This is a genomic window from Micromonospora sp. C81 (assembly GCF_018070425.1).
In the GTDB taxonomy this organism is placed as follows: Bacteria; Actinomycetota; Actinomycetes; order Mycobacteriales; family Micromonosporaceae; genus Micromonospora; species Micromonospora zamorensis.
This window is the reverse complement of sequence record NZ_JAGPXS010000015.1, coordinates 37,376-60,793: the sequence shown is the minus strand read 5'-3', so window position 1 is coordinate 60,793 and position 23,418 is coordinate 37,376. Positions and strand designations below refer to the sequence as shown.

Annotated in this window: 23 protein-coding genes; 6 read left to right on the top strand and 17 right to left on the bottom strand. The window is 72.5% G+C overall.

Annotated elements, in window-relative coordinates:
- Nucleotides 1–48 precede the first annotated feature (48 nt).
- The 3 genes from KBX46_RS22855 to KBX46_RS22845 all read left to right on the top strand — a co-directional run bounded on the left by KBX46_RS22855 (nucleotide 49) and on the right by KBX46_RS22845 (nucleotide 3,166).
- Entirely contained in the window at nucleotides 49–1,413 is a 1,365-nt protein-coding gene (locus KBX46_RS22855) for an MFS transporter (protein WP_210793990.1), read from the top strand.
- 26 nt (nucleotides 1,414–1,439) lie between these two features.
- On the top strand, nucleotides 1,440–2,597 hold the full coding sequence (locus KBX46_RS22850; RefSeq protein WP_210793989.1) for a hypothetical protein: 1,158 nt from the start codon (nucleotides 1,440–1,442) through the stop codon (nucleotides 2,595–2,597).
- Between the two features lie 227 nt (nucleotides 2,598–2,824).
- A complete protein-coding gene (locus tag KBX46_RS22845; protein ID WP_030489777.1) occupies nucleotides 2,825–3,166 on the top strand; it encodes an RNA polymerase-binding protein RbpA in 342 nt (113 codons plus the stop codon).
- A 69-nt stretch (nucleotides 3,167–3,235) separates the two neighbouring features.
- Here KBX46_RS22845 and KBX46_RS22840 read toward each other — a convergent pair whose 3' ends face one another.
- The 9 genes from KBX46_RS22840 to KBX46_RS22800 all read right to left on the bottom strand — a co-directional run bounded on the left by KBX46_RS22840 (nucleotide 3,236) and on the right by KBX46_RS22800 (nucleotide 13,485).
- Complete coding sequence (locus KBX46_RS22840) at nucleotides 3,236–3,766, bottom strand: FxsA family protein (protein WP_088948164.1); 531 nt, start codon at nucleotides 3,764–3,766, stop codon at nucleotides 3,236–3,238.
- A gap of 68 nt (nucleotides 3,767–3,834) precedes the next feature.
- On the bottom strand, nucleotides 3,835–4,644 hold the full coding sequence (locus KBX46_RS22835) for a polyprenol monophosphomannose synthase (RefSeq protein WP_088948163.1): 810 nt from the start codon (nucleotides 4,642–4,644) through the stop codon (nucleotides 3,835–3,837).
- 34 nt (nucleotides 4,645–4,678) lie between these two features.
- Nucleotides 4,679–6,343 carry an apolipoprotein N-acyltransferase gene (gene lnt / locus KBX46_RS22830; RefSeq protein ID WP_210793988.1) on the bottom strand — a complete coding sequence of 555 codons (1,665 nt, stop codon included), beginning with the start codon at nucleotides 6,341–6,343 and terminating at the stop codon, nucleotides 4,679–4,681.
- A gap of 479 nt (nucleotides 6,344–6,822) precedes the next feature.
- On the bottom strand, nucleotides 6,823–8,160 hold the full coding sequence (locus KBX46_RS22825) for a glutamate mutase L (protein WP_210793987.1): 1,338 nt from the start codon (nucleotides 8,158–8,160) through the stop codon (nucleotides 6,823–6,825).
- On the bottom strand, nucleotides 8,157–8,549 hold the full coding sequence (locus KBX46_RS22820; protein WP_210793986.1) for a hotdog domain-containing protein: 393 nt from the start codon (nucleotides 8,547–8,549) through the stop codon (nucleotides 8,157–8,159). Before KBX46_RS22820 ends, KBX46_RS22825 begins: the two co-directional genes overlap by 4 nt.
- Nucleotides 8,546–9,310 carry an OAM dimerization domain-containing protein gene (locus KBX46_RS22815; protein WP_210793985.1) on the bottom strand — a complete coding sequence of 255 codons (765 nt, stop codon included), beginning with the start codon at nucleotides 9,308–9,310 and terminating at the stop codon, nucleotides 8,546–8,548. Before KBX46_RS22815 ends, KBX46_RS22820 begins: the two co-directional genes overlap by 4 nt.
- Complete coding sequence (locus tag KBX46_RS22810; RefSeq protein WP_088948158.1) at nucleotides 9,307–10,869, bottom strand: lysine 5,6-aminomutase subunit alpha; 1,563 nt, start codon at nucleotides 10,867–10,869, stop codon at nucleotides 9,307–9,309. Before KBX46_RS22810 ends, KBX46_RS22815 begins: the two co-directional genes overlap by 4 nt.
- Nucleotides 10,866–12,431: an amidohydrolase gene (locus KBX46_RS22805; RefSeq protein WP_210793984.1), complete on the bottom strand. Its 1,566-nt coding sequence runs from the start codon at nucleotides 12,429–12,431 to the stop codon at nucleotides 10,866–10,868. The genes KBX46_RS22810 and KBX46_RS22805 overlap by 4 nt, the downstream gene beginning before the upstream one ends.
- A 4-nt stretch (nucleotides 12,432–12,435) precedes the next feature.
- Nucleotides 12,436–13,485, bottom strand: coding sequence for a zinc-binding alcohol dehydrogenase (locus tag KBX46_RS22800; RefSeq protein WP_179783380.1), 1,050 nt, complete (start codon nucleotides 13,483–13,485; stop codon nucleotides 12,436–12,438).
- Between the two features lie 154 nt (nucleotides 13,486–13,639).
- On the opposite strand from KBX46_RS22800, the gene KBX46_RS22795 reads away from it, so the two are divergent.
- A complete protein-coding gene (locus tag KBX46_RS22795) occupies nucleotides 13,640–15,046 on the top strand; it encodes a KamA family radical SAM protein (RefSeq protein WP_088948155.1) in 1,407 nt (468 codons plus the stop codon).
- Nucleotides 15,047–15,102: 56 nt separating this feature from the next.
- On the opposite strand, the gene KBX46_RS22790 is transcribed toward KBX46_RS22795, so the two are convergent.
- Nucleotides 15,103–16,164, bottom strand: coding sequence for a hypothetical protein (locus KBX46_RS22790; RefSeq protein WP_210793983.1), 1,062 nt, complete (start codon nucleotides 16,162–16,164; stop codon nucleotides 15,103–15,105).
- The gene (locus tag KBX46_RS22785; RefSeq protein WP_210793982.1) at nucleotides 16,161–16,730 is read right to left on the bottom strand and encodes an RNA polymerase sigma factor; all 570 of its coding nucleotides are present in this window, start codon (nucleotides 16,728–16,730) and stop codon (nucleotides 16,161–16,163) included. The genes KBX46_RS22790 and KBX46_RS22785 overlap by 4 nt, the downstream gene beginning before the upstream one ends.
- Nucleotides 16,731–16,898: 168 nt before the next feature.
- Between KBX46_RS22785 and KBX46_RS22780 the strand changes: the two genes are divergently transcribed.
- Nucleotides 16,899–18,071 carry a low temperature requirement protein A gene (locus KBX46_RS22780; protein ID WP_210793981.1) on the top strand — a complete coding sequence of 391 codons (1,173 nt, stop codon included), beginning with the start codon at nucleotides 16,899–16,901 and terminating at the stop codon, nucleotides 18,069–18,071.
- 9 nt (nucleotides 18,072–18,080) lie between these two features.
- On the opposite strand, the gene KBX46_RS22775 is transcribed toward KBX46_RS22780, so the two are convergent.
- The 3 genes from KBX46_RS22775 to KBX46_RS22765 form a co-directional block, all read right to left on the bottom strand.
- Nucleotides 18,081–18,740, bottom strand: a complete 660-nt coding sequence (locus KBX46_RS22775) for a polysaccharide deacetylase family protein (protein ID WP_308159667.1) — start codon at nucleotides 18,738–18,740, stop codon at nucleotides 18,081–18,083.
- A gap of 443 nt (nucleotides 18,741–19,183) precedes the next feature.
- Nucleotides 19,184–19,525: a YnfA family protein gene (locus KBX46_RS22770; protein WP_088948151.1), complete on the bottom strand. Its 342-nt coding sequence runs from the start codon at nucleotides 19,523–19,525 to the stop codon at nucleotides 19,184–19,186.
- A 73-nt stretch (nucleotides 19,526–19,598) separates the two neighbouring features.
- Nucleotides 19,599–19,793 (bottom strand): CsbD family protein, encoded by a 195-nt coding sequence (locus KBX46_RS22765; RefSeq protein ID WP_088948150.1) that lies wholly within the window; start codon nucleotides 19,791–19,793, stop codon nucleotides 19,599–19,601.
- A 156-nt stretch (nucleotides 19,794–19,949) separates the two neighbouring features.
- Here KBX46_RS22765 and KBX46_RS22760 point away from each other — a divergent pair, with 156 nt between their 5' ends.
- Nucleotides 19,950–20,561 carry a histidine phosphatase family protein gene (locus tag KBX46_RS22760; protein WP_141909370.1) on the top strand — a complete coding sequence of 204 codons (612 nt, stop codon included), beginning with the start codon at nucleotides 19,950–19,952 and terminating at the stop codon, nucleotides 20,559–20,561.
- Here the strand turns inward: KBX46_RS22760 and KBX46_RS22755 are convergent.
- From KBX46_RS22755 to KBX46_RS22745, 3 genes are all read right to left on the bottom strand, one after another.
- Nucleotides 20,491–20,997, bottom strand: a complete 507-nt coding sequence (locus tag KBX46_RS22755) for an Lrp/AsnC family transcriptional regulator (protein ID WP_210793979.1) — start codon at nucleotides 20,995–20,997, stop codon at nucleotides 20,491–20,493. The two genes, KBX46_RS22760 and KBX46_RS22755, sit on opposite strands and share 71 nt — an antisense overlap.
- A 109-nt stretch (nucleotides 20,998–21,106) precedes the next feature.
- The gene (locus tag KBX46_RS22750) at nucleotides 21,107–22,249 is read right to left on the bottom strand and encodes an acyl-CoA dehydrogenase family protein (protein WP_088948147.1); all 1,143 of its coding nucleotides are present in this window, start codon (nucleotides 22,247–22,249) and stop codon (nucleotides 21,107–21,109) included.
- Nucleotides 22,246–23,361: a Xaa-Pro peptidase family protein gene (locus KBX46_RS22745; RefSeq protein WP_210793978.1), complete on the bottom strand. Its 1,116-nt coding sequence runs from the start codon at nucleotides 23,359–23,361 to the stop codon at nucleotides 22,246–22,248. The genes KBX46_RS22750 and KBX46_RS22745 overlap by 4 nt, the downstream gene beginning before the upstream one ends.
- Between the last annotated feature and the right edge of the window lie 57 nt (nucleotides 23,362–23,418).

Genomic DNA, 23,418 nt, shown 5'->3' with positions numbered 1-23,418 from the left:
TCTGCCCCTAGAATCCAGCAACTGTTGGATTGCGGAGAGGATGCGGCGATGACCGGGCTCGACCGGCGGCCCGTGGCCGCCACCGACGCGGCACTGCCCCGCGGCCCCCTGGCGGGCTTCGCGGCCGGGTCGCTCGGCATGGGTGTCTGGGTGACAGTGCCCGGCCTGCTGCTGCTCTACTTCCTCACCGACGTGCTGGCCGTCGGGCCGTGGCTGGCCGGTCTCGCGCTGCTGCTGCCGAAGATCGCCGACGTGCTGCTGCACCCGTGGGTGGGGCACCGCGCCGACGTCGAGCAGACCCGACGCGGCGACCGGCGTCGCCTGCTGCTGGTCGGCTGCGCGCTTCCGCTCGCGTTCGCGGCGCTCTTCGCGGTGCCCGGCGGCCTGACCGGCGCGCCGGCGGCCGCGTGGGTGGCGGTGTTCTTCATCGCCGGCAACCTGCTCTTCGCCGCCTACCAGGTCCCCTACCTGGCCACCCCGGCCGACCTGCGGATCGGCTACCACGAACGCACCCGGCTGATGGCGTTCCGGATGGTCGTGCTGACCCTGGGCATCCTGGTCTCCGGCCTGCTGGCCCCGCTGCTCACCGGCGGCGACGCCGCGACCCGCGACGGCTACCAGCGGATGGGAGTGGTCCTCGCCGTCGGGATGCTGGCGGCCATGCTGGTCGGTGTCGTCGGCATCGTCCGGCTGCGCGGCTCGGCGGCGGACCCGACCCCGGCCGGGCACGGCGGGTGGCCGGCGTTGCGCATCGCGCTGCGCGACCGGCAGTTCCGCTGGCTCGTCGCCGCGTACCTGGCGATGTCCACCACCACCCACCTGGTGCTCGCCGGCGTTCCCTACTACGCCGAGTACGAGCTGCGGGCCCCCGGCCTGACCACGGTCCTGGTGGCCGCGTTCGTCGCGCCGGCGCTGCTGGTCACCCCGGTCTGGCTGGTGGTGGCCCGCCGGGTCGGCAAGCAGCGGGCGCTGCTCGGCGCGCAGGGCGCGTTCGCCGTCGGGTCGCTGGTGCTGGCGGTGGGTCGACCGGCCGGCCTGCCGGTGCTGATCGGCGCGGTGGCGGTGCTCGGGGTGGCGTTCGCCGGCATGCAGCTCTTGCCGTTCTCGATGCTGCCCGACGTGATCCGCGCCGCCACCACCAAGGACGGGACCGCCACCGGCGCCGGCACCTACACCGGGGTGTGGACGGCCACCGAGGCCACCGGTGCCGCCCTCGGCCCGTACGCCTATGCCCTGTGCCTGGCCGTTGGTGGTTTCGTGGCCTCCACGGCCGGTGAGTCGCCGGTGCAGCCGGACGGGGCGTTGGCGGCGGTCCGCTACGGCTTCGGGTTGCTGCCGGCGGTGGCGATGCTCGCGGCCCTGCTGCTGCAACGCCGCTACACCCTGGACGCGACCGCCCGGACGACGACGTGAACGACCGGCACTAGACTTCGCCCTCGATGGACGCCCAGCCCACCACCACCGAAACCCGCCCGTGCGCCCACTGTGGAGCGCCGGTGCCGCAGCGTGTCGGCGCGGGCCGGCCGTTTCGCTACTGCCGGGACAACGACGGCGCCTGCCAGCGCGCCTCGCGCAACAGCCGGATGCGGCACCGCAACGCCCCTGGCCTGCCCGGGCAGGTGGCCCGCACCTGGGAGGCGGTGGACCGCCTCGATCAGATCGTCGAGACGTTGACCGAGTCGCTGCACGCCGAGTTGTCCCCCGTGGGTGTGCAGCGGCAGGTCGCCCAGGTTCGCGCGGAGGCCGCCACCGAGGTCGCGGCGGCGCAGACCGAACGCGACGAGGCCCGCGACGACGCCGAGAACGCGGCCGCCGACGCGGCGCGCGCCCGCGAGCAGGCCCGGGCGGCCCTCGCCGAGGCCGACGACGCCCGTCAGCGCGCCGAGCAGGCGCACCGGCAGGCCACGGCCGCCGACGAGCGGGCACAGCTTGCCGAGGCCGCCCGCGATCAGGCGCGGCACGACGTCAGCGCCGCCGAGGCGTTGCGCGCGCAGGCTGAACGCGACCGGGACCAGGCCCGCGCCGAGGTGCGCGACCTGCGGGCGCAGCGTGACGCCGAGCGGCAGCGGGTGGCCGACCTGAGCGTGGAACGCGACGCGGTGCGCGCCGACGCCGAGCGGGCCACCCGGGCCGCCGCCGAGGCCACCGAGCGGGCCGGGCGGTGGCAGGCCGAGGTGCAGGACGTGCGGCGCCAGATCGAGCAGGCCCGCGCCGACGCCGCGCGGACCCGCGCCGAGGCCGCCGACGCCGCCCGGGCCCGGGAGCAGGCCGACCGGGCCCGCGACCGCGCGCAGGTCGCGGCCGTGCAGGCCGACGACGCCCGGCAGGAGGCCGCGGAACTAGCGGCGCGATTGCGCGCGGAGCTGGCCGCCACCGCCTCCCAGCGGGACACGCTGACCGCCGAGCTGACCGCGGCCCGGCAGGCCGCGGCGACCGCCGAGGGCCGCCTCACCGCCCTGACGGTACGACTCGACGCCGCCGAGACCGACCGGGACCTGGCCCAGCGGCGGGTGGCGCAGCTCGGCGACCAGGTCAGCGACCTGGCGTTGGCGCTGGCGCGCCTCGGCGCTGCCACTCCGGACGACGCCACCCGATGATCGTCGCGCAACCTTCGCTACGCTTCGGCGGTTAACATCCCCGGTGGCAGCGGACACACAGCCCGTTGCGACCCGCCTGGTGATCACCTCACCGGGTGATCGTCCCGGCCGGCTACCCTTGGTCCCGGCCCACACGTGGACGCCTCACGCCCTCGGGCGGGAATGGCTCGACGGGCACACACCGTTACACCCAGAAGACCAGCACCACGAACGAGGGGAAGTCGATCATGGGCGAGCGTATGCTGCGCGGAAGCCGCCTTGGCGCGGTGAGCTACGAATCCGACCGCAACACGGAGCTCGCGCCGCGTCAGACCCGCGAGTACCTGTGCGCCAAGGGCCACCAGTTCGAGGTGCCGTTCGCCGTCGACGCCGAGGTCCCGATGACCTGGGAGTGCAAGTTCGACGGCAGCGTCGCCCGACTCGTCGACGGCAACGAGCCGGAGCAGAAGAAGGCCAAGCCCCCGCGTACCCACTGGGACATGCTCCTGGAGCGGCGTTCGATCGCCGAGCTGGAGGACATCCTCGAGGAGCGCCTGCAGGAGGTTCGGACCCGCCGCGGCCGCGCCTGAGCCGCACGACGAACAACGACGGCGCCCCCGGGACAACCCGGGGGCGCCGTCGTGTCTGCACAGGTGGTCTCAGTGGCGACCGGGCTCGACGATCTCTCCCTCGATGGCCCGCCCGCCGTCGACCACGACTGGTTGCTCCGGTTGCGGGGTCGGTTGCGGGGTCGGTTGCGGCGCACCCTGACGCACCCGAACCGTACGCGGGCCGAACAGGTCACCGGCGACCATCGACGACACCCGCCGCTCGGTGGCACGGCGCACCCCGGCGCGGGCCAGTCGACGCACCGGCGGCACCAGCAGCAGCAACCCGACCAGGCCGCTGACCAGGCCGGGCACCGCCAGCAGCAACGCGCCGGCCAACCCGACGAGCCCGTCGGTCACCTGCCCACCCGGTGGCTGTCCGGCCGCGGCGGCGGAGCGGAAACCACGCCAGGCGCGCATTCCCTCGCGGCGCAGCAGCACCAGCCCCAGCAGGGACGCGGCGAACACCAGCAGCACGGCCACGCCGAACCCCAGCGCCCGCCCCACACCGACGAACACCGCCAGCTCCAGCACCACCGCCAGCAACAGGGCCAACGGCACGAACCTCAGTCCTCGGCGCATCTCACCTCATCGCCATTCCCGCGGGCACCACGGACGTGTCCCGCTCATCCAGCATGACACGGCCGCGCTCACGGCCACCGCGCCTGACCGGTGGCGGTGCCGTGCAGACCTCGGCGTACCGCCTGGCGGCGGTCGCGCACGCCCCAGGCGGTGATCCGCCACAGCGCCTCGGCCACGATCTTCGGGCTCATCTTGCTGTCGCCGTGTTCCCGTTCGGCGAAGGTGATCGGCACCTCCACGATCCGCACCCCGGCCTGGTGCGCCAGCCGGGACAGCTCCACCTGGAACGAGTAGCCCTGGGAGGTCACCGACTCCAGGTCGATGGCGTCCAACGCGCTGATCCGGTACACCCGGTAGCCGCCGGTGGCGTCCGAGACGGGCATGCCCAGCGCGAGGCGCGCGTACAGGTTGCCGCAGCGCGACAGCAGCAGCCGCCGCAGCGGCCAGTTGAGCACCCGCGCGCCGCTGGTCCACCGCGACCCGATCACCACGTCGGCGTCGCGGGCGGCGTCCAGCAGCGCCGGCAGGTCCTCCGGGGCGTGCGAGCCGTCGGCGTCCATCTCCACGACCGCCTGGTAGCCGCGTTCCCGCGCCCAACCGAACCCGGCCAGGTACGCCGCGCCGAGGCCCTGCTTGCCGTGGCGGTGCAGCACCTGCACGTGCGCGTCGCCGTCGGCGAGGGCGTCGGCGATCGCGCCGGTGCCGTCGGGGCTGTTGTCGTCGGCGATGAGGATCTGCACCGCCGGGGCGGCGCGTCGGACCCGGCCCACGATCGCGGCGATGTTGTCGGCCTCGTTGTAGGTGGGGATCACCACCAGCACCCGGCCCACACCGGGCACCTCGTCCGGGCGTCGGATCGTATCGGTCGCCTGGATCACGGTTCCTCCGCTCCCGCCGGCGTACCGGCTGTTGCTATCCGGACATGACCCGCTGCCGGCGGCGCAGCACCGCCGCGCCGATGAGGGCCGCCGCGGCCAACGCGGCGAGCGCCACCTCCGGCCACCAGCCGAGGCGGGTGGCGAGGGTACGACCGTCGTCGAGCCGCACCTGCCGCACCACGACCTCCCGGGTGTTGAACCCGGTGGCATCGCTTACCCGCCCGTCGGGTGCGACGAACCCGGACACGCCGACCGTGGAGGCCATCAACGCCGGCCGGCCGTGTTCCACCGCCCTCAGCCGCACCATGGCCATCTGCTGGCGGGCCTCCGCCACGTCGAACGTGGCGTTGTTGGTCTGCACCACCAGCAGCTGCGCGCCACCGGTGACGGTGTCGCGGACCACCTCGTCGTAGGCGACCTCGAAGCAGATCACGTCACCGAGCACGGCCGGGCCGGCGCGTACCACGCCCGGGGTGCTTCCGGGCACGAAGTCGCTGCGGATCAGGTCGACCTGCTTGCTGACCATCCGGGCCAGGTCGCGCAGCGGCACGTACTCGGCGAACGGCACGGGGTGCCGCTTGGTGTACAGCTGGTCCAGGTCCGCGCCGGTGCCGGGGCGCCACAGGATGCCCGCGTTGCGGACCTGCCCGACGCCGGGGCCCAGCAGCACCGCCCCGACGAGGATCGGCGCGCCGATGGTGTCGGCGGCCTGGGAGATCCGGGCACCGGCGGTGGGGTTGCGCAGCGGGTCGATGTCGCTGGAATTCTCCGGCCACACCACCAGGTCGGGTTGCCGTTCCTGCCCGGCGGCGACCCGACCGGCCAGCTCGATGGTGGCGTCGACGTGGTTGTTGAGCACCGCCTGCCGTTGGGCGTTGAAGTCCAGGCCCAGGCGCGGCACGTTGCCCTGCACGATGGCCACGGTGGTGGTGGCGCCCGACCCGGCGGTGGCGACCGGCACGAGCAGGCCCCCGGCAGTCAGCGCGACCGCCACGGCGGCCGGTACGGCCACGGGCGCCCACCGACGTGCCGAGGTGACCCCCTGCGCGCCGTCGGCGTCCTGGGAGCCCTCAGCGGGCGATGGGCGGGCGGCGGCCCAGCCACGCCAGGCGGCGGTGACCAGCAACCCGCCGACGAGCGCCACCGCGAAGGTCACCAGCGGCGCGCCGCCCAACGCGGCCAGGCGCAGCAGCGGTGAGGTGTCCTGGCTGAACGCCAACCGCCCCCACGGGAACCCACCGAACGGAGTGCGGTCCCGCAGCGCCTCCTGCCCCACCCACAGCAGCCCGGTCAGCACCGGCCACGTCCAGCGGACGCGGTCGGCCAGCGGCGACACCCAGGCGGTGGCCGCGCCCAGCAGCGCCAGGTAGCCGGCCTGCAGCAGCGACAGCAGCACCCACGGCAGTGAACCGGTGTGCAGGTTCGTCCAGGCCAGCAGTGGGGCGAAGAGCGCCACCCCGGTGAGGAAGCCCAGGCCGGCGCCGGCGCGCAACCGCCGCCGGTGCGCGGCGGCGGCCAGCAACGCCACCCCGACCGGGGCCAACGGCCACACCCCGTACGGGGGGAACGCCACCAGCAGGGCCAGGCCGGCGGCCACGGCCAGGGGCACGGCGAACCGCAGCGGCAGCGGCCGACCGGTCACGACCGGCTGACTCGGCGCCGCCGGGCTGTGGGTTTCGTCCCGGTCCAGAATCGTCACCGCTTCACCTCGATCACGGGGCGAAGGCTACCTGGCCGGCGGCCGGAGCAGCCGCATCGGGCCGCCGGGCACGAACCGCCCGACGGACATGAAATCGGGGCGCGGCTCACGCCGCGCCCCGATGCTCCCAGGCCCTTCCCGGCCGGTGTGGCGAGGATGGGGTACGACGACCTTCGGACCGACCGGACGCGGACTGGCTGCCCCCGCCGGGCCGTTGTCTACTGGCCGTGCACCTCACCCTGCCCGTACACCGGTAACCGCGGCCGGTTCGCGCCGCCCCGCCGACCCCCGCCCGCTGGACCTGGCCGCCGCGACGATGACGCTCAAAAATGTCGCTCGGCCAGCGGACGAAGGGACGAAGCGAACAACAGCCGCTTCCCGTGGTAGGACTCAAAGACGGTACGTGCCGACCCCCGTCGCTTGTCAACCCACCCCCGGCCTGTCGTGTGTTGCGCCACGGCGTGTCGGGTCGGCGAGTCTCAATGCGTCCGCAGATGGTGACGCAGCAGCGCCCCCGCCGCGGCCCGGTGTTCCTCGGCGAGCAGCCCTCCGGCGGCCAGCACGTAGTCGGCGTCGACCACGGCGGAGGCGGCCCGCGGCAACGCCCACCCGCCGGCGTGGTCGGCCAGGACGGCCGCCAGCACCTGCGCGGACGCCTGCGCCGGCGCGTGCCGCAGCACCCCACCGGAACCCACCATCAACCGCACGTCGCGCAGGTCCCGCCCGGCCCGCTCGCCGGTGGCGGCGCCCCGCGCGTGCCGCCGCAACGCCACGGTCGCCGCGAGGGTGGCGATCCGCCGGTCCACGGACCGCTCGACGTCGTCGACGGCGAGGAACGCCGGGTCGGCCGCCCGGCGTGCCGCCGCGTCCGTCAGCTCCTCGGACTCGTCCGGGGTGAGCAGCCGCTCCTCGACGGCGGCGCGCAGCACCCCGGGGGCGCTCCACCGCATGCCCAGGTCTCCCTCCACGGTGCGGGCCCGCCAGAGGCTGCCGGCGACCTCCCGTGCCGGGCCGGTGGCCCGCTCGTCGGGGGTGAGCACCGAGTACACGTCGGTGGTGGCCCCACCCACGTCGACGACGGCGAGGTCACCGCCGATGGTGTCGGCGAGCACCTCCACACCGGTGAGGACCGCGTCGGGGGTGGCCGCGCGTACCAGCCGCGCGAACCGGGTGCCCCTCGACAGTCGTTTGCCCCCGATGACGTGGCGCAGGAACACCGCGCGGATCGCCGCCCGCGCCGACGCCGGGGCGAGGACCCCGATGCGCGGCAGGACGTTCTCCGCGCCCGTCACGGGCACCCCGGCGGCCTCCAGCAGCCCGGTCAGCTCCGCGCGGACGTCGGCGTTGCCCGCGTACACCACCGGCACCCGCCACCGGGCACGGGCCAGGCGGGTCGCGTTGTGGGTGATCGTCTCGGCGTCACCGCCGTCGGTGCCACCGACCAGCAGCACCACGTCCGGTCGGGCCGCCCGCAACGCCGCCAGGTCCGCCGCGCCCAACCGACCGGCGGCCACGTGCACCACGTGCGCACCGGCGGACAACCCGACCCGCCGGCCCGCCTGCGCGGTGACCAGCGGCTCGTAGCCGATCACGGCCAGCCGCAACCCGCCACCGGCCGACGAGCAGACGTACCACGGCACGTCGCGCACCCCGAGCCCGTCGGTGGCCGCCGCGACCGCGGCGTCCAGGCCGTGCAACACGTCGGTGCCCACGGTGGTCGGCGCTGCCGACGCTCCCACCAGCACACCGGCGGTCAGGTCCACCACGGCCACCTTGGTGTACGTGGACCCGACGTCCGCGCAGACCGCCAGGGTCACGAGGCGGCGGGAACGACCACGGTGCCGGTCGCGGTGACCGCCACGATCGGCGGGTCGAGGACCTCGGCGGCGGACTCGGAGCGCTCCGGGCGGCCCCGGCACACCACCGCGCAGGACAGCTCCAGGGTGCGGCTGCGGGTGCCCACCCGCGACACCTGGGCGGTCACCTCGACCACGTCACCGGCGCGGATGGGAGCGGTGAACCGCACGTCGGTGTACCCGGCGAACAGACCCTCGTCGCCGTCGGTGCGGATGCACACCTCCGTGGCGACGTCGCCGAACAGCGCGAGGGCGTACGCCCCGTCGACGAGGTTGCCGGCGTAGTGGGCGTGCGAGTACGGCACGTACCGCCGGTGCGTCACGGTCAACCCGAGCCTTGCGTCGGTCATGCCATCGCCTTCCGTTGCGTGATCAGGGCGTGCACGAGGTAGCTGGCCACCTCGCCGGGAGTGGTGCCGCGACCGAAGATGCGGTCCACGCCCAACTCGTCGGTCATCGACTCGTCGAAGCGGGGGCCGCCGACGATCAGCAGCGGCCGCCGCCCGGCGGGCATCGCCTCCCGGAACGCGGCGGACATCTCCCGGGTGTTGTGCAGGTGCGCGTCGCGTTGGGTGACCACCTGCGACACGAGCACCGCGTCGGCCTTCTCCGCCCGGGCGGTCTCCACCAACTCCGGCACGCTGACCTGCGCGCCCATGTTGGTGACCTTCAACTCCCGGTAGTACTCCAGGCCCTTCTCCCCCGCGATGCCCTTGACGTTGAGGATCGCGTCGATGCCCACGGTGTGCGCGTCGGTGCCGATGCACGCCCCGACCACGGACAGCTTGCGCCGCAACCGTTGCTTGATCACCGTGTTGACGTCCTTCGCCGACAGCAGCGCGAAGTCGCGTTCCACGACCTGCACCGCGTTGAGGTCGACCAGGTGGTTGACCCGCCCGTAGACCACGAAGAACGTGAACTCGTCGCCCATCGGTTTGGCGTGCACGACCATCGCCGGGTCGATGCCCATCCGGTTGGCCAACTGCACCGCCGCGCCCTCGGCCCGCTTGTCGTGGCTCACCGGCAGGGTGAACGACACCTGCACCATCCCGTCGCCGGTGGTGTCCCCGTACGGCCGCACGATCTTCTTCGCGGCGTCGGCGGCGCTCATGCCGCGTCCCCTTCCAGGATGTCGGTGGCCGGGTTGCAGTAGTCCGCCTCGTGCGCGGCGACCCCGGCGAGGCCCTTGCCCCGGTCTGCGGGCCGCTTCATGATCCCGAAGGTGCCCTCGGCGATGGCCGTGAGCAGCGTCTGCTCCCCGATGCGCTCCAGCAGGTCCAGGGCCTCACCGAGGACCTGGTTGGCGCGGCGGCGGATGAACCCGCCGGGCGCCGGCACGAAGTCCTCGTGCAGCCCACCGGCCGCGCCCAACACGTACCGCACGTTCTGCAACGCGATGTCCCGGTCGGACAACCACGGCGTCACCACCGCCTCGGTCATCATCCCCACCAGCAGGATGCCCTGACCGGTCAGTGCGCCCGCCAGGTTGAAGAACCCGTCGAGCAGGTTGCCCCGGAACACGTCACCGGTCATGTGCTTCGTCGGCGGCATCCACTTCAGCGGCGCCTCGGGGAACAACTCCCGGGCCAGCAGGGCGTGCGCCAACTCCAGGCGGAACGACTCCGGAACCTCCGGGTTGATCTCGAACGCGTGGCCCAGCCCCAACTGCCAGTCCGCCAACCCCGCCTCGTGCGCGAAGAACTCGTTGAGCAGCTGCGACACCGTCACCGTGTGCGCCTCGTCCACGGCGTCCGCGGTGGTCAGGTAGTTGTCCTCACCGGTGTTGATGATGATCCCGGCGCGGGCGTGCACCTGCCGGGAGAACCGCTGGTCGACGAACGTGCGCACCGGGTTGATGTCGCGGAACAGGATCCCGTACATCGAGTCGTTGAGCATCATGTCGAGCCGTTCCAGGCCCGCCAGGGTCGCCATCTCCGGCATGCACAACCCGGACGCGTAGTTGGTCAACCGCACGTAGCGGCCCAACTCCTTCGACGACTCGTCCAACGCCGCGCGCATCAGCCGGAAGTTCTCCTGCGTGGCGTACGTGCCGGCGAAACCCTCCCGGGTCGCGCCCTCGGGCACGTAGTCCAGCAGCGACTGCCCGGTGGAGCGGATCACCGCGATCACGTCCGCGCCCGCCCGGGCGGCAGCCTGGGCCTGCGGGATGTCCTCGTAGATGTCGCCGGTGGCCACGATCAGGTAGATCCACGGCCGCTGCTTCGGGTCCCCGTGCCGCTTGATGAGGCGGTCCCGCTCGGCGCGCCGCCGGTCGATGCGCCGGATTCCCGCCCCGACGGACCTGCGCGCCGCCGACCGTGCCGTCGTCGCGGCCCGCCCGGTGGGCAGCGCGAAGCGCACCGACCCGGCCGCGGCCTTCTGCGCCAGCAACGTCACATCGGTGATGCCCTCGCGGGCCAGGGCGTCGAACACCGGCACCGCCACCCCGTGACCCAACCCGACGTCCGCGACGACGGCGTCGACGAGCCGGTTCACCCACGGAATGCCGTCCGGGTCGGCGCCGCTCACCCCGGCCAGCCGCAGCACCGCCCGCTCCACCGACACCGTGGTGTGGCTGCGGGCAAGGTCCACCACCGGCTGCCCGGCCCGGCGCGCCAACTCGCGCGCCCGCGCCACCAGCACCGGATCAAGATCAAGCTTCCCGGTCATGATGACCCTTCCTCATAGATGACCTCACCGCGCAGCACCAGCCGCCGGCACACCGGCAACGGCGTCGGGTCGTCCGGACCCCGCTCCTCCGGGTCCTCGGCGAGCAGCACCGGCAGGCCCCGCTCCACCCCCGCGGGCGTCGACCACACCGTGAACGTCGCCGGCGCACCCAACGCGAGGACCCCCTCGACGTCCAGGTGCACCGCCCGCCACCCACCCCGGGTGTGCGCGGCGAACGCCGACCGCACACTCATCCGCTGCGCCGGGTTGTGGTGCGACACCGCCGCCCGCACCGAACCCCACGGGTCCAGCGGCGTCACCGGCGAGTCCGACCCGAACGCCATCGCCACACCCACCGAGTGCATCGCACCCATCGGGTTGGACTCCAACGACCGGTCCAACCCCAGCCGCGCCTCGTACATCCGGCCCGCGCCACCCCACAGCCGGTCGAAAGCCGGCTGCATGCTCGCCACGACCCCGTACTCCACGAACCGTGCGATCAACCGCTTGTTCATGATCTCCGCGTGCTCGATGCGGTGCCGGGCCGCCCGCAGGCGCTCCACACCCAGCGACTCCGCCGCCGCCGCGAAACCGTCCAGGACGGTGCCGATCGCCGCGTCACCGATCGCGTGGAAACCGCCCTGCATGCCGTGCGCCGCGCAGTCCAGCAAGTGATCACGCACCTGCTCGGCCGTCAGGTACCCGTGCCCGCAGTCGTCACCGTCGCCGTACGGCTGCGACACGTGCGCCGTACGCGAACCCAACGCCCCGTCGGCGAACAGGTCACCTCCGGCGCCCACCGCACCCAACTCCCGGGCACGGGCGGCGCCACCCAGCTCACCCCAGTACCCGTACACCTCCGGCAACCCCGCACCGGAGATGCCCAGCAGCCCGGTGAAGTCCTCCTCGTCGGAGATGTCCGGACCGCCGCACTCGTGCACCGCCGCGATCCCCAACGACGCCGCGTGCGCGAGGGCGACCCGCTGCGCGGCGACCCGCTGCGCCCGGCTCACCGACGCCTGCGCCGCCGCCCGCACCACGTGGTGCGCGTCGCGCCGCAACCACCCCGACGCGTCGTACCCCGCCGCGTCCGCCGCCTCGGGGCACGCCGCCAGCAACGCCGACGACACCAACGCCGAGTGGATCGACGCCTGCGACAGGTACACCCGCCGACCCCCGGCCGCCCGATCCAACGCCGCCGCGTCCGGCAACGTCGCATCCGACCAACCCGACTCGTCCCAGCCGTGGCCCAGCAGCACCGCGTCCGCCGGCAGGCCCGCCGCGAACCCGGCCACCGCGTCGAGCAACTGCGCCGCCGAGCGCACCCCGGACAACTCCAGCCCCGACAACGCCAACCCCGTGTCGGTGGCGTGCACGTGCGCGTCGACGAACGCCGGCGTCACCAACGCCCCATCCAGGTCCACCACCCGGTCGGCCGGCGGCGCGTCACCGTCGGTCCCCAACCAGGCAATCCGCCCACCGGACACCAGCAGCGCGGTGGCGCTCGGGTCGGCGGGGCAGTGCAGCACGCCGCCGCGGTACAACGTCGAGGGGTTCGTCATGACCTCAGTCTGCCGCGACCCGCGCCGTGAACAGCTGACGCACCCCCGGCTCGGCCCGCAACAGCCCCAACGCCAGCTCCGCGTGCCCCGGCACGTACCCGTTGCCCACCAGCATCGTCACGTCCGCCGCCAGCCCCTCCGCGCCCAACGCCGCCGCGGAGAAACTCGTCGCCATCGAGAAGAAGATCACCGTGCCGCCGTCCGCGGTGGCCAGCACCGCGCCGTGCTCACACCCCGGCACGTCCACGCACACCACTGTGACGTCCGCCGGAGCCCCCAGGGCGGTGGTCACCGCCGTGGACAACCCCACCGGGTCCCGCGCGTCGGCCAACGCCACCACCGAGGCCAGGCCGGCGGCCGTCAGCGCGTCGCGCTCGGCCGCCACCGGCACCACCCCGACGGTACGCGCAGCGCCCACCCGCCTCGCCGCGGCGAGGGACAGCGACCCGCTCTTGCCCGCCCCGCCGATCACCGCGACGCGCACCGGCGTCGGGTCACCGACGCGACGACGGTCCTCCACGTAGCGCGACACCACCCGCGCGGTCAGCGCGGGCGCCCCGCACACGTCCAGCACCGCCAGGGACAACTGCGGGTCCTCGTCGTCGGGCAGCACCGCGGCGATGGAACGGGCGAACAGGATCGCCCACCCGTCACAGGGCACCTGCTCGCTGCGCCCGTCCCACCGCGCCAGCCCGTCGGTCACCACCAGCGGGGTCAGCGTCAACGACACCAACGTCGCGACCCGCTCCCCCACTTTCAACCCGAGCGGGGAACGCCGACCGGCCTCCTCGACCGTGCCGATCAACATCCCGCCGGAACCGGTCACCGGGTTCTGCATCTTGCCCCGGGTGGAGATGATCTCCAGCACCTCGGCGCGGACCGCGTCGCCGTTGCCGCCGTGCTTCTCCGACAACTGCCGGAAGCTCGCCGCGTCCAGGTTCAGCCGCTGCACCCGGATCCGCACCTCGTTCGGCGCGATCGCCGCCGACGCGTCCAGGCGCCAGGCCGCCTGCGGCAGCACCCCCGCCGGTTGCACGACGCGGTGCAGTCCCACCGGTGACGTCACGCCGACCTCCCCTTGTCCAGCCGCTCGAAGCCCCGGTCAAGGCTCGCGTAACGGGAAAACTTACGGCAGACTAGTTTCTGTACCGAATATTTTCCAGTAGCCTTCGGGCTTCGATGATCAGCCGCACCACCGAGGAGGGGCCGTGACCCAGACCCAACCGGTTGAGACCATCCCTCAACCCCGTCACGCCCCGGTCGCCGTACCGACCGCCGGGCAGCCATACGAATACCACCGCCGCCCCCTGGTCGAACCCGACTGGACCCGGTTCCCCGGCTGGCGCCACGTCACCCGCGACCAGTGGGAATCCGCCCAGTGGCAGCGCGTCAACTGCGTCAAGAACATCAAGCAGCTCCGCGCCGTCTTCGGCGACCTCATCGACGACACCTTCTACACCGACCTCGAGGCCGACCAGTTGGCCCTGGCCACCATGTCGATGCTGGTGCCACCACAAATGATCAACACGATGGTGCCGTTCGCGCCCCTCACCACCGAGGCGCTGCTCGCCGACCCCATCCGCCGCTACATGATCCCGGTCGCCTCCGACCGCCGCACCGACTGGCCGTCACACCCCTACGCCAGCCGCGACAGCCTGCACGAGCACGACATGTGGGTCGCCGAAGGCCTCACCCACCGCTACCCCACCAAGGTCCTCGCCGAGCTGCTCTCCACCTGCCCCCAGTACTGCGGGCACTGCACCCGGATGGACCTCGTCGGCAACTCCACCCCCGCCGTCGACAAACTCAAGCTCACCCTCAAGCCCGTCGACCGCTACGACGCCCACATCGCGTACCTCAAGGCCCACCCCGGCGTCCGCGACGTCGTCGTCTCCGGCGGAGACGTCGCCAACGTCCCCTGGCGCAACCTCGAGTCCTACCTCATGCGACTGCTGGAACTGGAGACGGTCCGCGACATCCGGCTCGCCACCAAGGCCCTCATGGGCCTCCCCCAGCACTGGCTCCAGCCCGACGTCGTCCAGGGCCTCGAACGCGTCGCCCGCACCGCCGCCCGCCGAGGCGTCAACCTAGCCATCCACACTCACGTCAACCACGCCCAGTCGCTCACCCCACTGGTCGCCAAGGCCGCCCAGACCGCCCTCGACGTCGGCGTCCGCGACGTCCGCAACCAGGGCGTGCTCATGCGCGGCGTCAACGCCACCACCCCCGAGCTGCTCGACCTCTGCTTCGCACTCCAGGGCGAAGCCGGGATCCTGCCGTACTACTTCTACATGTGCGACATGATCCCCAACGCCGAACACTGGCGGGTCCCCGTCTGGCACGCCCAGCAGCTCCAGCACGACATCATGGGCTACCTCCCCGGCTACGCCACCCCCCGGATCGTCTGCGACGTCCCCTTCGTCGGCAAGCGCTGGGTGCACATGCTCACCGACTACGACCGCGAACGCGGCATCTCCTACTGGACGAAGAACTACCGCACCTCCATCGAGTCCGCCGACCTGGAGGCGCTCAACAAGCGCTACGCCTACTACGACCCGATCGACACCCTGCCCGCCGACGGCCAGCAGTGGTGGAACGACCACCGCGACGACTGACCCACCGACGACGACACCCCGGGGAGACCACCCCGGGGGTGTCGCGCACTCCGTGGTCAGGCGCAGCCCAGACCCTGCGAATAGCTGGCCCGCAACGTCCCGGCCGTGATCTCGTCGGCGTACTCCCAGAACACCTCCGGCCAGTCGCCCGCCTTGTCCATGTCCCGCAGCACCCGCCACCCGTGACTGCTCCGCAACGCGTCAGCGGCCCGCCGCACCCCGGCCTCGTCCCCGCTCGACCTCGCCCGCTGCCACTCCGCGATCCACCCGCAACCCACCCGCGACGTCACAGCGGCACCGAACTGATAGCGATCGTTGATGCCGACATCGACCAGCGCCGCGACGTCGAAGCCCGGCGGGAGCGGCACGTCCGCGAGCACCTCGGCCGCCCGCGCCACCGCCCGCTCGGGAATGACGATCTCCGGCGGAAGCGCACCCAACCACGTACGCGTATCCACCCGGACGACGTTCGCGAGGACCCGGGCGAACTCCTTCCGGGACCAGTCACCCCCGGTACGCAACTCGACGAAGACCCCGTCACGGGGACGGAGCAACACCTCGAAGTCGCTGGCGGAATACTCGAACTGGTCACCCGGCCAGCCATCGACCTGCACAGCCTTCGGACGACTGACGTGGAGCCGGTCGGCGTAACGGTCGGTGTAACCGTCAGCCGGATACCAGTCGAACTCCAACTCGCGTCCACCGTTGCGAAACGTGATGGTGCCCACCTCCTGGGTGAACCCGTACACGACCGTCGCCTTCCAGCCGGGCTGGTTGATCAGCAGCCGCGGATTCTTCTCCGCGGCCCGCATCGCCACCGGCGAGTAGACGACCGGAGCACCGGCGCTGGGAGCGGAAGCCACCTCCCCGACCTCTTCGGGCTCGCCCGGCAGAACAGAGACGGCCAGGACGCCGGCAAGCACCACGACCACCGCCGCCACACCAGCGAAGCGACCCACTCTCGGTTGCCGTCGCGGTGGTTCCACGAACCGACCCAGCGTCGACTCGGACATGATCTCCCCCAGGAGGGTCTGCTTCACCCCGCCGAGCTGTCCGACGAGGTCCAACCGAGCGGGATCGGCCTCTCGAACCAGCCGGTCAAAATGTTCCTCGGTCATCTCTGCTCCTTCCGGGTCGCTGCGGTCAGCACGTCGAGTACATGTCCAGGCGGCCCGAGGTCGTCACCGACCATCTCCCGCAGCCTGGCTCGCGCACGCGACAGCCGTGTCCGCACCACGGCGGGACCGACCCCGAGGACCGCGGCCACCTCGCGCGGCTGCAAGCCCTCCCACACGGTGAGCATCAACACCTCACGGTCCAGCTCACCCAGACCCGCCAACGCCACCCGGACAGCGAGCCGCTCGGGCACCTCACTGCCCGGATCGGCGGAGACCGCGACGGCGATCTGCTCACGCAGCCGCTCACCCAGCCGCTGGCGGCGAACCCCACCCCGGTGATGATTGGCCAACACCCGCCGGGCCACCCCGTACAGCCAGAGCCGAGCCTCATCGTCGGCCGGAATGTCATGCCTACGCCGCCACGCCACCAGGAAGGTCTCCGCGACGACGTCCGCCGCGTCCTCGGGATGCGCGACACGCCTCAGCGCGTACGCCAACAGCGGCTCGAAGTGCTCAAGGTAGACGCGCCGGAAGCGGTCCTCGTAGTACTCAATGCCGGAGCTCACATCCACTCCATGTCCGGTAGGACCCCAACCGTGACAGCCCTCGAAACCCACCCCGCAACGCTCGGCACCAGCAGCGGCCGGCACAGCCGACCACCACCCACGACGCTCCCTCAGCGGAATCCTCAACCCCGGAACACCACGCACCGCCGACGACTAGCGTCCACCACCATGAGACACCCGCGGCCCGCCCCGGCCACGGGCACCGGCGACCGGGTCACACTCCACGAAGTCTTCTTCGACGTCGTGTTCGTCCTCACCGTCACCCAACTCGCCGACGCCCTCGAAACCCACCTCACCTGGGCTGGATTCGGCAGCAGCGCCCTGATCCTCGGCCTGCTCTGGTACCTCTACACCGGCTACGCCTGGCTCAACAACCACCTGCCACCCCGACAGACCACCACCAAGCTGCTGCTCTTCGCCGGCATGGCCGGCTTCCTGCTCACCGCCGTCGCCCTACCCGACGCCCTCACCAACAGCGGAGCGCTCTTCGCCGTCGGCTACCTCATCGTCGTCGCCGTACACCTCACCCTGTTCCTGCACTCCGACGCCCGCTGCGGCGCACTCCGACTCGCTCCCTACAACCTCGGTGCCGCACTCCTCGTCCTGGCCGCCGCCGCGTTCACCGGCCCCGCCGTGCCCGCCCTCTGGGCCGCCGCCATCTTCACCCAGTCCGTCCTGCCCTATCTGCTCCCCCGCCTCTCCTGGACCGGCGTTCCCGACGCCTTCCACCTGTGCCCCGGCCACTTCGTCGAACGGCACAGCCTGCTCGTCATCGTCGCCCTCGGCGAATCTGTCATCGCCATCGGCCTGGGCGTACCCGGCGAACAGCTCACCGCCGCAACGGCCGCCGCGATCGTCCTCGCCCTCGCCATACCCGTCGCCCTGTGGTGGACCTACTTCACCGACACCCAACCCGCCACCGCGGCCCTGGCCGCATCCGCGCCCGCCGCTCGCACCCGGATGGCCGCCCGCACCTACGTGTTTCCCCACTTCCTGCTGCTGCTCGGCGTCATCTCGACGGTCGCCGGTCTCCACGCCGCCGTCGCCCGACCCGGCAAACCAGCCACCACCGGCGCCGCCCTCGCCCTCGGCGGCGGCGTCGCGCTCTACCTGGTCGGCATGGCCGCCGTTCGCCGCGCCCTACGCCTGCCCATCCCGCTGTCCCGCCCCACCGCCACGTTGGCGGCACTGGCCACCGTCGCCATCGGAGTCGCCCTCCCGGCGACCGTCCAAATCGTCACCACCATCGCCATCCTGGTGCTGATGCTGGTGACCGACGCCCGGCGGCCCACCCGTCCCGGCAACGACGACAGGCCACTGGTCGACGCCGAACAAACATGACACCCCGGCTCAGGCGGCGGCCAGCACCTCAGACAACGGCGCCGGCACCAGCCCTCGCTCACGCAACCCGGCCAGGATGTGCGGCAACGCCTCATCGGTCATCGCGGCGTTCGCCTCGGTCACATGCATGATGACCACCGACCCCGGGCGAACGTGGTCCAGCACCGCCCGCACCAGCGGCTTCCACGCGGTCGCGAAGGGATCACCGCTGACCACATCCCCGTCGACGACCGTCACGCCCAGCGGCGCCAGAGCGTCCAGCGTCGCCACGTCGTGGCAGAGCCCGGGAAAGCGGAAGTACCGGGTCTGCCGACCCCCGTACGGCTTGATCACCTCGAAGGTCTTCGCCACGTCGCCGCGCAACTCGTTCACCGGTTGCGAGGGCAGGTCGTAGCAGTCGCCGGTGAACGCCGCGTGCCCGTAGGTGTGGTTGGCCAACTCGAATCGCGGATTGTCGGCGATCCGCCGGGTGACGTCCGGGTACCGCTGCACCCACTTGCCAGTCAGGAAGAACGTGGCCGGGACCTCGTCGCGCTCCAGCAGGTCGAGGATGCGCAGGTTGGCGTACGACTTCACCCGACCGGCGCGCAGGCTGGCCAGCATCCCGTCGGTCATGTCCGCGTCGAAGGTCAACGCGACCTTGTTACCGGTCCGCGGCCCGTGATCCACCACCGGCGCCCTGGTCCCAGTCGGCGTCGTGCCCGGCACCGAGGCAACCGCCGGCGGCGACGGGACACCGACGGACGGCGCGACGGAAGGCCTGGGTGGGCTCGACGAGGCGGACGAGCCGACGAAGACCGGCTGGTCCGAGGGCGGCATCCGGGACGCTTCGCACCCGGCACTGCCGAGGATGGCCGCCACAACCAGTACGCCAAGAAACGGGCGAAGCCCAGCGCGGATCACGCCGGAGATCATCGCAGACGCGAATGCGTTTCACTGTCCCGCGCGTGCTGTCGTGAGGGCTCGTGGGCGCGTGTCCAGGCCCGCCCCAGCCGTGCCGTTCCGGTCAGCGATATACCTCAGAGGCATAAATATGACTCTGAGGTATATCGCTTGCCAGGGAAACACCGCCCGCCCGTGAGGTCACCGACCGCCCGCAGCCACTGCGCGGGTCAGGCGGAACCCCCGCGCGGCGCGTACATGATGACTGCGACGCCGAGCAGGCAGAACGCCGCGCCGGTCAGGTCCCACCGGTCCGGGCGGAAGCCGTCCACCACCATCGCCCAAGCCAACGAACCGGCCACGAACACCCCACCGTACGCGGCCAGGATCCGGCCGAAGTTCGCATCCGGCTGGAACGTCGCCACGAACCCGTAACAGCCCAGCGCGACCACCCCGGCGGCGATCCACCACAGGCCACGATGCTCCCGCCAGCCCTGCCAGATCAGCCAGGCGCCACCGATCTCGGCCAGCGCGGCCAACGCGAACAACACCAGCGAACGGAGCACTGTCACCCGGCGAGACTAGCCGCCACACACAGCGGGTCCCCGGGCGACGATGCGCCCGGGGACCCGTGAACCGCTCAGGTCACTTGTTGAAGGAGTCCTTCACGTTGCGACCGGCGTCCTTGACGTTCTGACCGGCCTGCTTGGCGCGCGCGTCGCTTTGCTGGCTGGCGCCCTCGCCACGCATCCGCTCGTTGTCGGTCATGTCGCCCATGCGCTCCCGCGCGGCGCCCGCCATCTGCTCGACCTTGTTCTTTGCCTTCTCGGTGAAGCTCATCGCGCCTCCTCGGTCTGGCGATTGTCCCCGCACGCTTGCCCGCTCTCCGGGTGCCGAAACCGGCGGTGCCGGTCGGCACACCCGCTAAGGCATCCTAGGAAGATAGGTTGAGAGAGGGCCGCATGCCGGCACCGGCCACGGTGGTTAACTGGCCGCATGGGAGAGCTCCTGCTGATCCGGCACGGCGAAACCACGTGGAGCGCCAGCCTGCGGCACACCTCGTACACCGACCTGGAGCTGACCCCCGACGGCGAGCGACAGGCGCGCACCCTCGCCGCGTTCCTGGCCGGCCGGCGCTTCGTGACAGTGCTGGCCAGCCCCCGCTCCCGGGCGCTGCGCACCGCGCAGCTGGCCGGCCTCACCGTCGACGCCGTCGACGAGGACCTCAGCGAGTGGAACTACGGCGAGTACGAGGGCCGCACCACCGTCGACATCCACGCCGACCAGCCGCACTGGAACATCTGGACCGACGGCTGCCCCGGCGGCGAGTCACCCGCGCAGGTGGGCGAACGGCTCGACCGGGTGCTGGCCCGCGTCACCCCGCTGCTCGACCGCGGCACCGTCGCGCTCGTCGGTCACGCGCACAGTCTGCGGGTGCTCGGCGCCCGCTGGATCGGCCTGCCCCCGTCCGCCGGCGGACGGCTCCGCCTGGAGACCGCCACGGTCAGCGCACTCGGTCACGAGCACGGCCGACAGGTCATCCTGCGGTGGAACCAGCCGGCTCCTCCGGCGCCCGGGACCGCGACCGACTCGGCACCGCGGCACTGATCTTCGGCGGCCGGTTCTCGTACGGGGTGGACAGCACCACAGTGGTCCGCGTCGTGACGTTCGCCGAGGTGCGGATCTCCTGCAACACCCGCTCCAGGTCGGCCGGACTGGCCACCCGCACCAGCAGCATGTAGAAGTCCTCCCCCGCCACCGAGTAGCAGGAGTCGATCTCGGGTAGGTGGGACAGCCGCTCCGGCGCGTCGTCCGGCTGCGACGGGTCGAACGGGCGGATCGCCACGAACGCGGTCAGCGGCAGGTCCAGTGCCTCGAACGAGACCCGGGCGGCGTACCCCTTGATCACCCCACGCTGCTCCAGCCGGCGCACCCGCTGGTGCACCGCGGACACCGACAGGCCCACCCTCTCGGCCAGGTCGGTGTACGACAGACGGCCGTCGGCGGTCAGCGCGGCGACGATAGCGCGGTCGATCTCCTCCACGGCGTGCAACCTACCGGGAAAACCGCCCGACTGCGACGCAGCACCCGACGCGGCCACGCGTGGTGGTGGGCCACGGCGAACCACCGCAGCCCACCACCACGCGCCGTCCTCAGCCCTGAGCGAGCGCCCGGGAGATCACCAGACGCTGGATCTGGTTGGTGCCCTCCACGATCTGCAACACCTTGGCCTCACGCATGTACCGCTCCACCGGGTGATCGGCCACGTAGCCCGCGCCGCCGAGCACCTGCACCGCGTCGGTGGTCACCCGCATCGCCATGTCGGTGGCGAAGAGCTTCGCCTTGGCCGCCTCGATCGCGTACGGGCGACCCGCGTCCCGCAACCGGGCCGCCGCGAGGGTCAGCGCACGGGCGGCGGAGATCTGGGTGGCCGCGTCGGCCAGGAGGAAGCCGAGGCCCTGGAAATCGATGATGGACCGACCGAACTGCTGCCGCTCCCGGGCGTAGGAGACCGCGTAGTCCAAGGCGGCCTGGGCCAGCCCGACCGCGCACGCCGCGATGCCCAACCGGCCGGAGTCCAGCGCGGACATGGCGATGGTGAAGCCCACGCCCTCGCCGCCGATCAACCGGTCGGCCGGCACCCGTGCCTCGTCGAAGGCGATCTGCGCCACCGGGGAGGAGCGCAGACCCATCGTCCGCTCGGCCGCCTGCGGGGCGATGCCGGGGGTGCCCGCGTCGGCGAGCAGGCAGGAGATCCCCTTCGGGCCGGGGCCGCCGGTGCGGCAGAAGACGTTGTAGAAGTCGGCGGTCCGCGCGTGGGTGATCCACGCCTTGGTGCCGGAGACCAGGTACGCGTCCCCGTCCCGGACCGCCCGGGTGCTCAGCGACGCCGCGTCGGAGCCGCCCTGCGGCTCGGAGAGGCAGTACGCGCCCAGCAACTCGCCACCGAGCATGTCCGGCAACAGCTTGCGCTGCTCGTCGCTGCCGAACGCCGCCACCGGGTAGCAGGACAGGGTGTGCACGCTGACCGCCTCGGCGACCGCGAGCCACCGGCTGGCCAGGATCTCCAGCACCTGCAGGTACACCTCGTACGGCTGGGCCGCGCCGCCGTACTCCTCGGGGTAGGGCAGCCCGAGCAGGCCCGCCCGGCCGAGGGTACGCAGCACCTCGCGGGGGAACTCGGCGCGCTCCTCGAAGGCGGCGGCCTTCGGCGCGAGCTCGCGGTCGGCGAGCTCGGTGGCGAGACCCAGCAGGTCGTGGGCCTCGTCGGTGGGGAGAATCCGGTCGACAGTCATAGCGCGATGAGCTCCGTGGGGGTGGTGTTGAGCCGTTGCACGCCGTCCGTTGTGCAGACGACGATGTCCTCGATACGGGCGCCGTGTCGGCCCGCCAGGTAGATCCCCGGTTCGATGGAGAACGCCATGCCGGCCTCCAGGGGCTGGTCGTTGCCGGCCACCAGGTAGGGCTCCTCGTGACCGTCGAGACCGATGCCGTGCCCGGTGCGGTGCAGGAACGCGGAGCCGTAGCCGGCGGCGGCGATCGGCTCCCGCGCCGCGCCGTCGGCCGCCGCGCAGGTGACCCCGGGCCGCACCGCCGCGACCGCCGCGCGCTGGGCGTCGCGCAGCACCGTGTAGTAGTCCAGGAAGTCGGCCGGCGCGGGCCCGCCCACCAGGTAGGTGCGGGTGCAGTCCGAGCGGTAGCCCGAGGGCATCGTGCCGCCGATGTCGACCACCACCGGCTCTCCGACGCCGATCGGCCGGTCCGAGGTGCCGTGGTGCGGGCTGGCCCCGTTAGGGCCAGCCGCCACGATGACGAAGTCGACGCTGACGTGCCCGGCGGCCCGGATCGCCGCGGCGATGTCCGTCGCGACCTCGGCCTCGGTGCGGCCGGGGCGCAGCCACTCGCCCATCCGCAGGTGCACCTCGTCGATGGCCGCGCCGGCCTCCGCCAGCGCCGCCACCTCCGCGGGGGACTTGCGGATCCGCAGCTCACGCAGCACCTCCCCGGCCAGCCGCTGCGTTGCGCCGGGAAGCGCGGCGCGCAGCGCGAGGACCTGCTCGGCCCACATCCGGTCGGCCAGCCCCACCGCCGCCGGCGGGCCGTCGAGGGCGGCGACCACCAGGGGGTACGGGTCGGTGCCGTCGACGTGGTCGACGATGCGGACCCCGGTGGCGGGCGCGGGGGACGCCTCCGCCGCCGGGCGTTCCAGCCGGGGCACGATCAGGGTCGGCTCGCCCTCGGCGGGCAGCACCAGGCAGGTCAGCCGCTCCCCCGCGTGGGCGTCGTAGCCGGTCAGGTAGCGCAGGTCGGAGCCCGGGGTGAGCAGCAGGGCGTCCAGGCCGGCGGCGGCGGTGGCGCGCTGCGCGGCGATCAGCCGATCCGGCGGATACAGCTCGTCGATTCCCACCCCGTCAGCTTAACGGTCGTTTGGGCAAACCCCATATCGACACCGATCGTCGGAAAA

What these genes read in the sequence shown, in the direction of transcription:
- KBX46_RS22855 (WP_210793990.1), top strand. Translation starts at nt 49, where the DNA reads ATGACCGGGCTCGACCGGCGGCCCGTGGCCGCCACCGACGCGGCACTG.
- KBX46_RS22850 (WP_210793989.1), top strand. Translation starts at nt 1,440, where the DNA reads ATGGACGCCCAGCCCACCACCACCGAAACCCGCCCGTGCGCCCACTGT.
- KBX46_RS22845 (WP_030489777.1), top strand. Translation starts at nt 2,825, where the DNA reads ATGGGCGAGCGTATGCTGCGCGGAAGCCGCCTTGGCGCGGTGAGCTAC.
- KBX46_RS22840 (WP_088948164.1), bottom strand. Translation starts at nt 3,766, where the DNA reads ATGCGCCGAGGACTGAGGTTCGTGCCGTTGGCCCTGTTGCTGGCGGTG.
- KBX46_RS22820 (WP_210793986.1), bottom strand. Translation starts at nt 8,549, where the DNA reads ATGACCGACGCAAGGCTCGGGTTGACCGTGACGCACCGGCGGTACGTG.
- KBX46_RS22815 (WP_210793985.1), bottom strand. Translation starts at nt 9,310, where the DNA reads ATGAGCGCCGCCGACGCCGCGAAGAAGATCGTGCGGCCGTACGGGGAC.
- KBX46_RS22810 (WP_088948158.1), bottom strand. Translation starts at nt 10,869, where the DNA reads ATGACCGGGAAGCTTGATCTTGATCCGGTGCTGGTGGCGCGGGCGCGC.
- KBX46_RS22805 (WP_210793984.1), bottom strand. Translation starts at nt 12,431, where the DNA reads ATGACGAACCCCTCGACGTTGTACCGCGGCGGCGTGCTGCACTGCCCC.
- KBX46_RS22790 (WP_210793983.1), bottom strand. Translation starts at nt 16,164, where the DNA reads ATGACCGAGGAACATTTTGACCGGCTGGTTCGAGAGGCCGATCCCGCT.
- KBX46_RS22780 (WP_210793981.1), top strand. Translation starts at nt 16,899, where the DNA reads ATGAGACACCCGCGGCCCGCCCCGGCCACGGGCACCGGCGACCGGGTC.
- KBX46_RS22765 (WP_088948150.1), bottom strand. Translation starts at nt 19,793, where the DNA reads ATGAGCTTCACCGAGAAGGCAAAGAACAAGGTCGAGCAGATGGCGGGC.
- KBX46_RS22760 (WP_141909370.1), top strand. Translation starts at nt 19,950, where the DNA reads ATGGGAGAGCTCCTGCTGATCCGGCACGGCGAAACCACGTGGAGCGCC.
- KBX46_RS22750 (WP_088948147.1), bottom strand. Translation starts at nt 22,249, where the DNA reads ATGACTGTCGACCGGATTCTCCCCACCGACGAGGCCCACGACCTGCTG.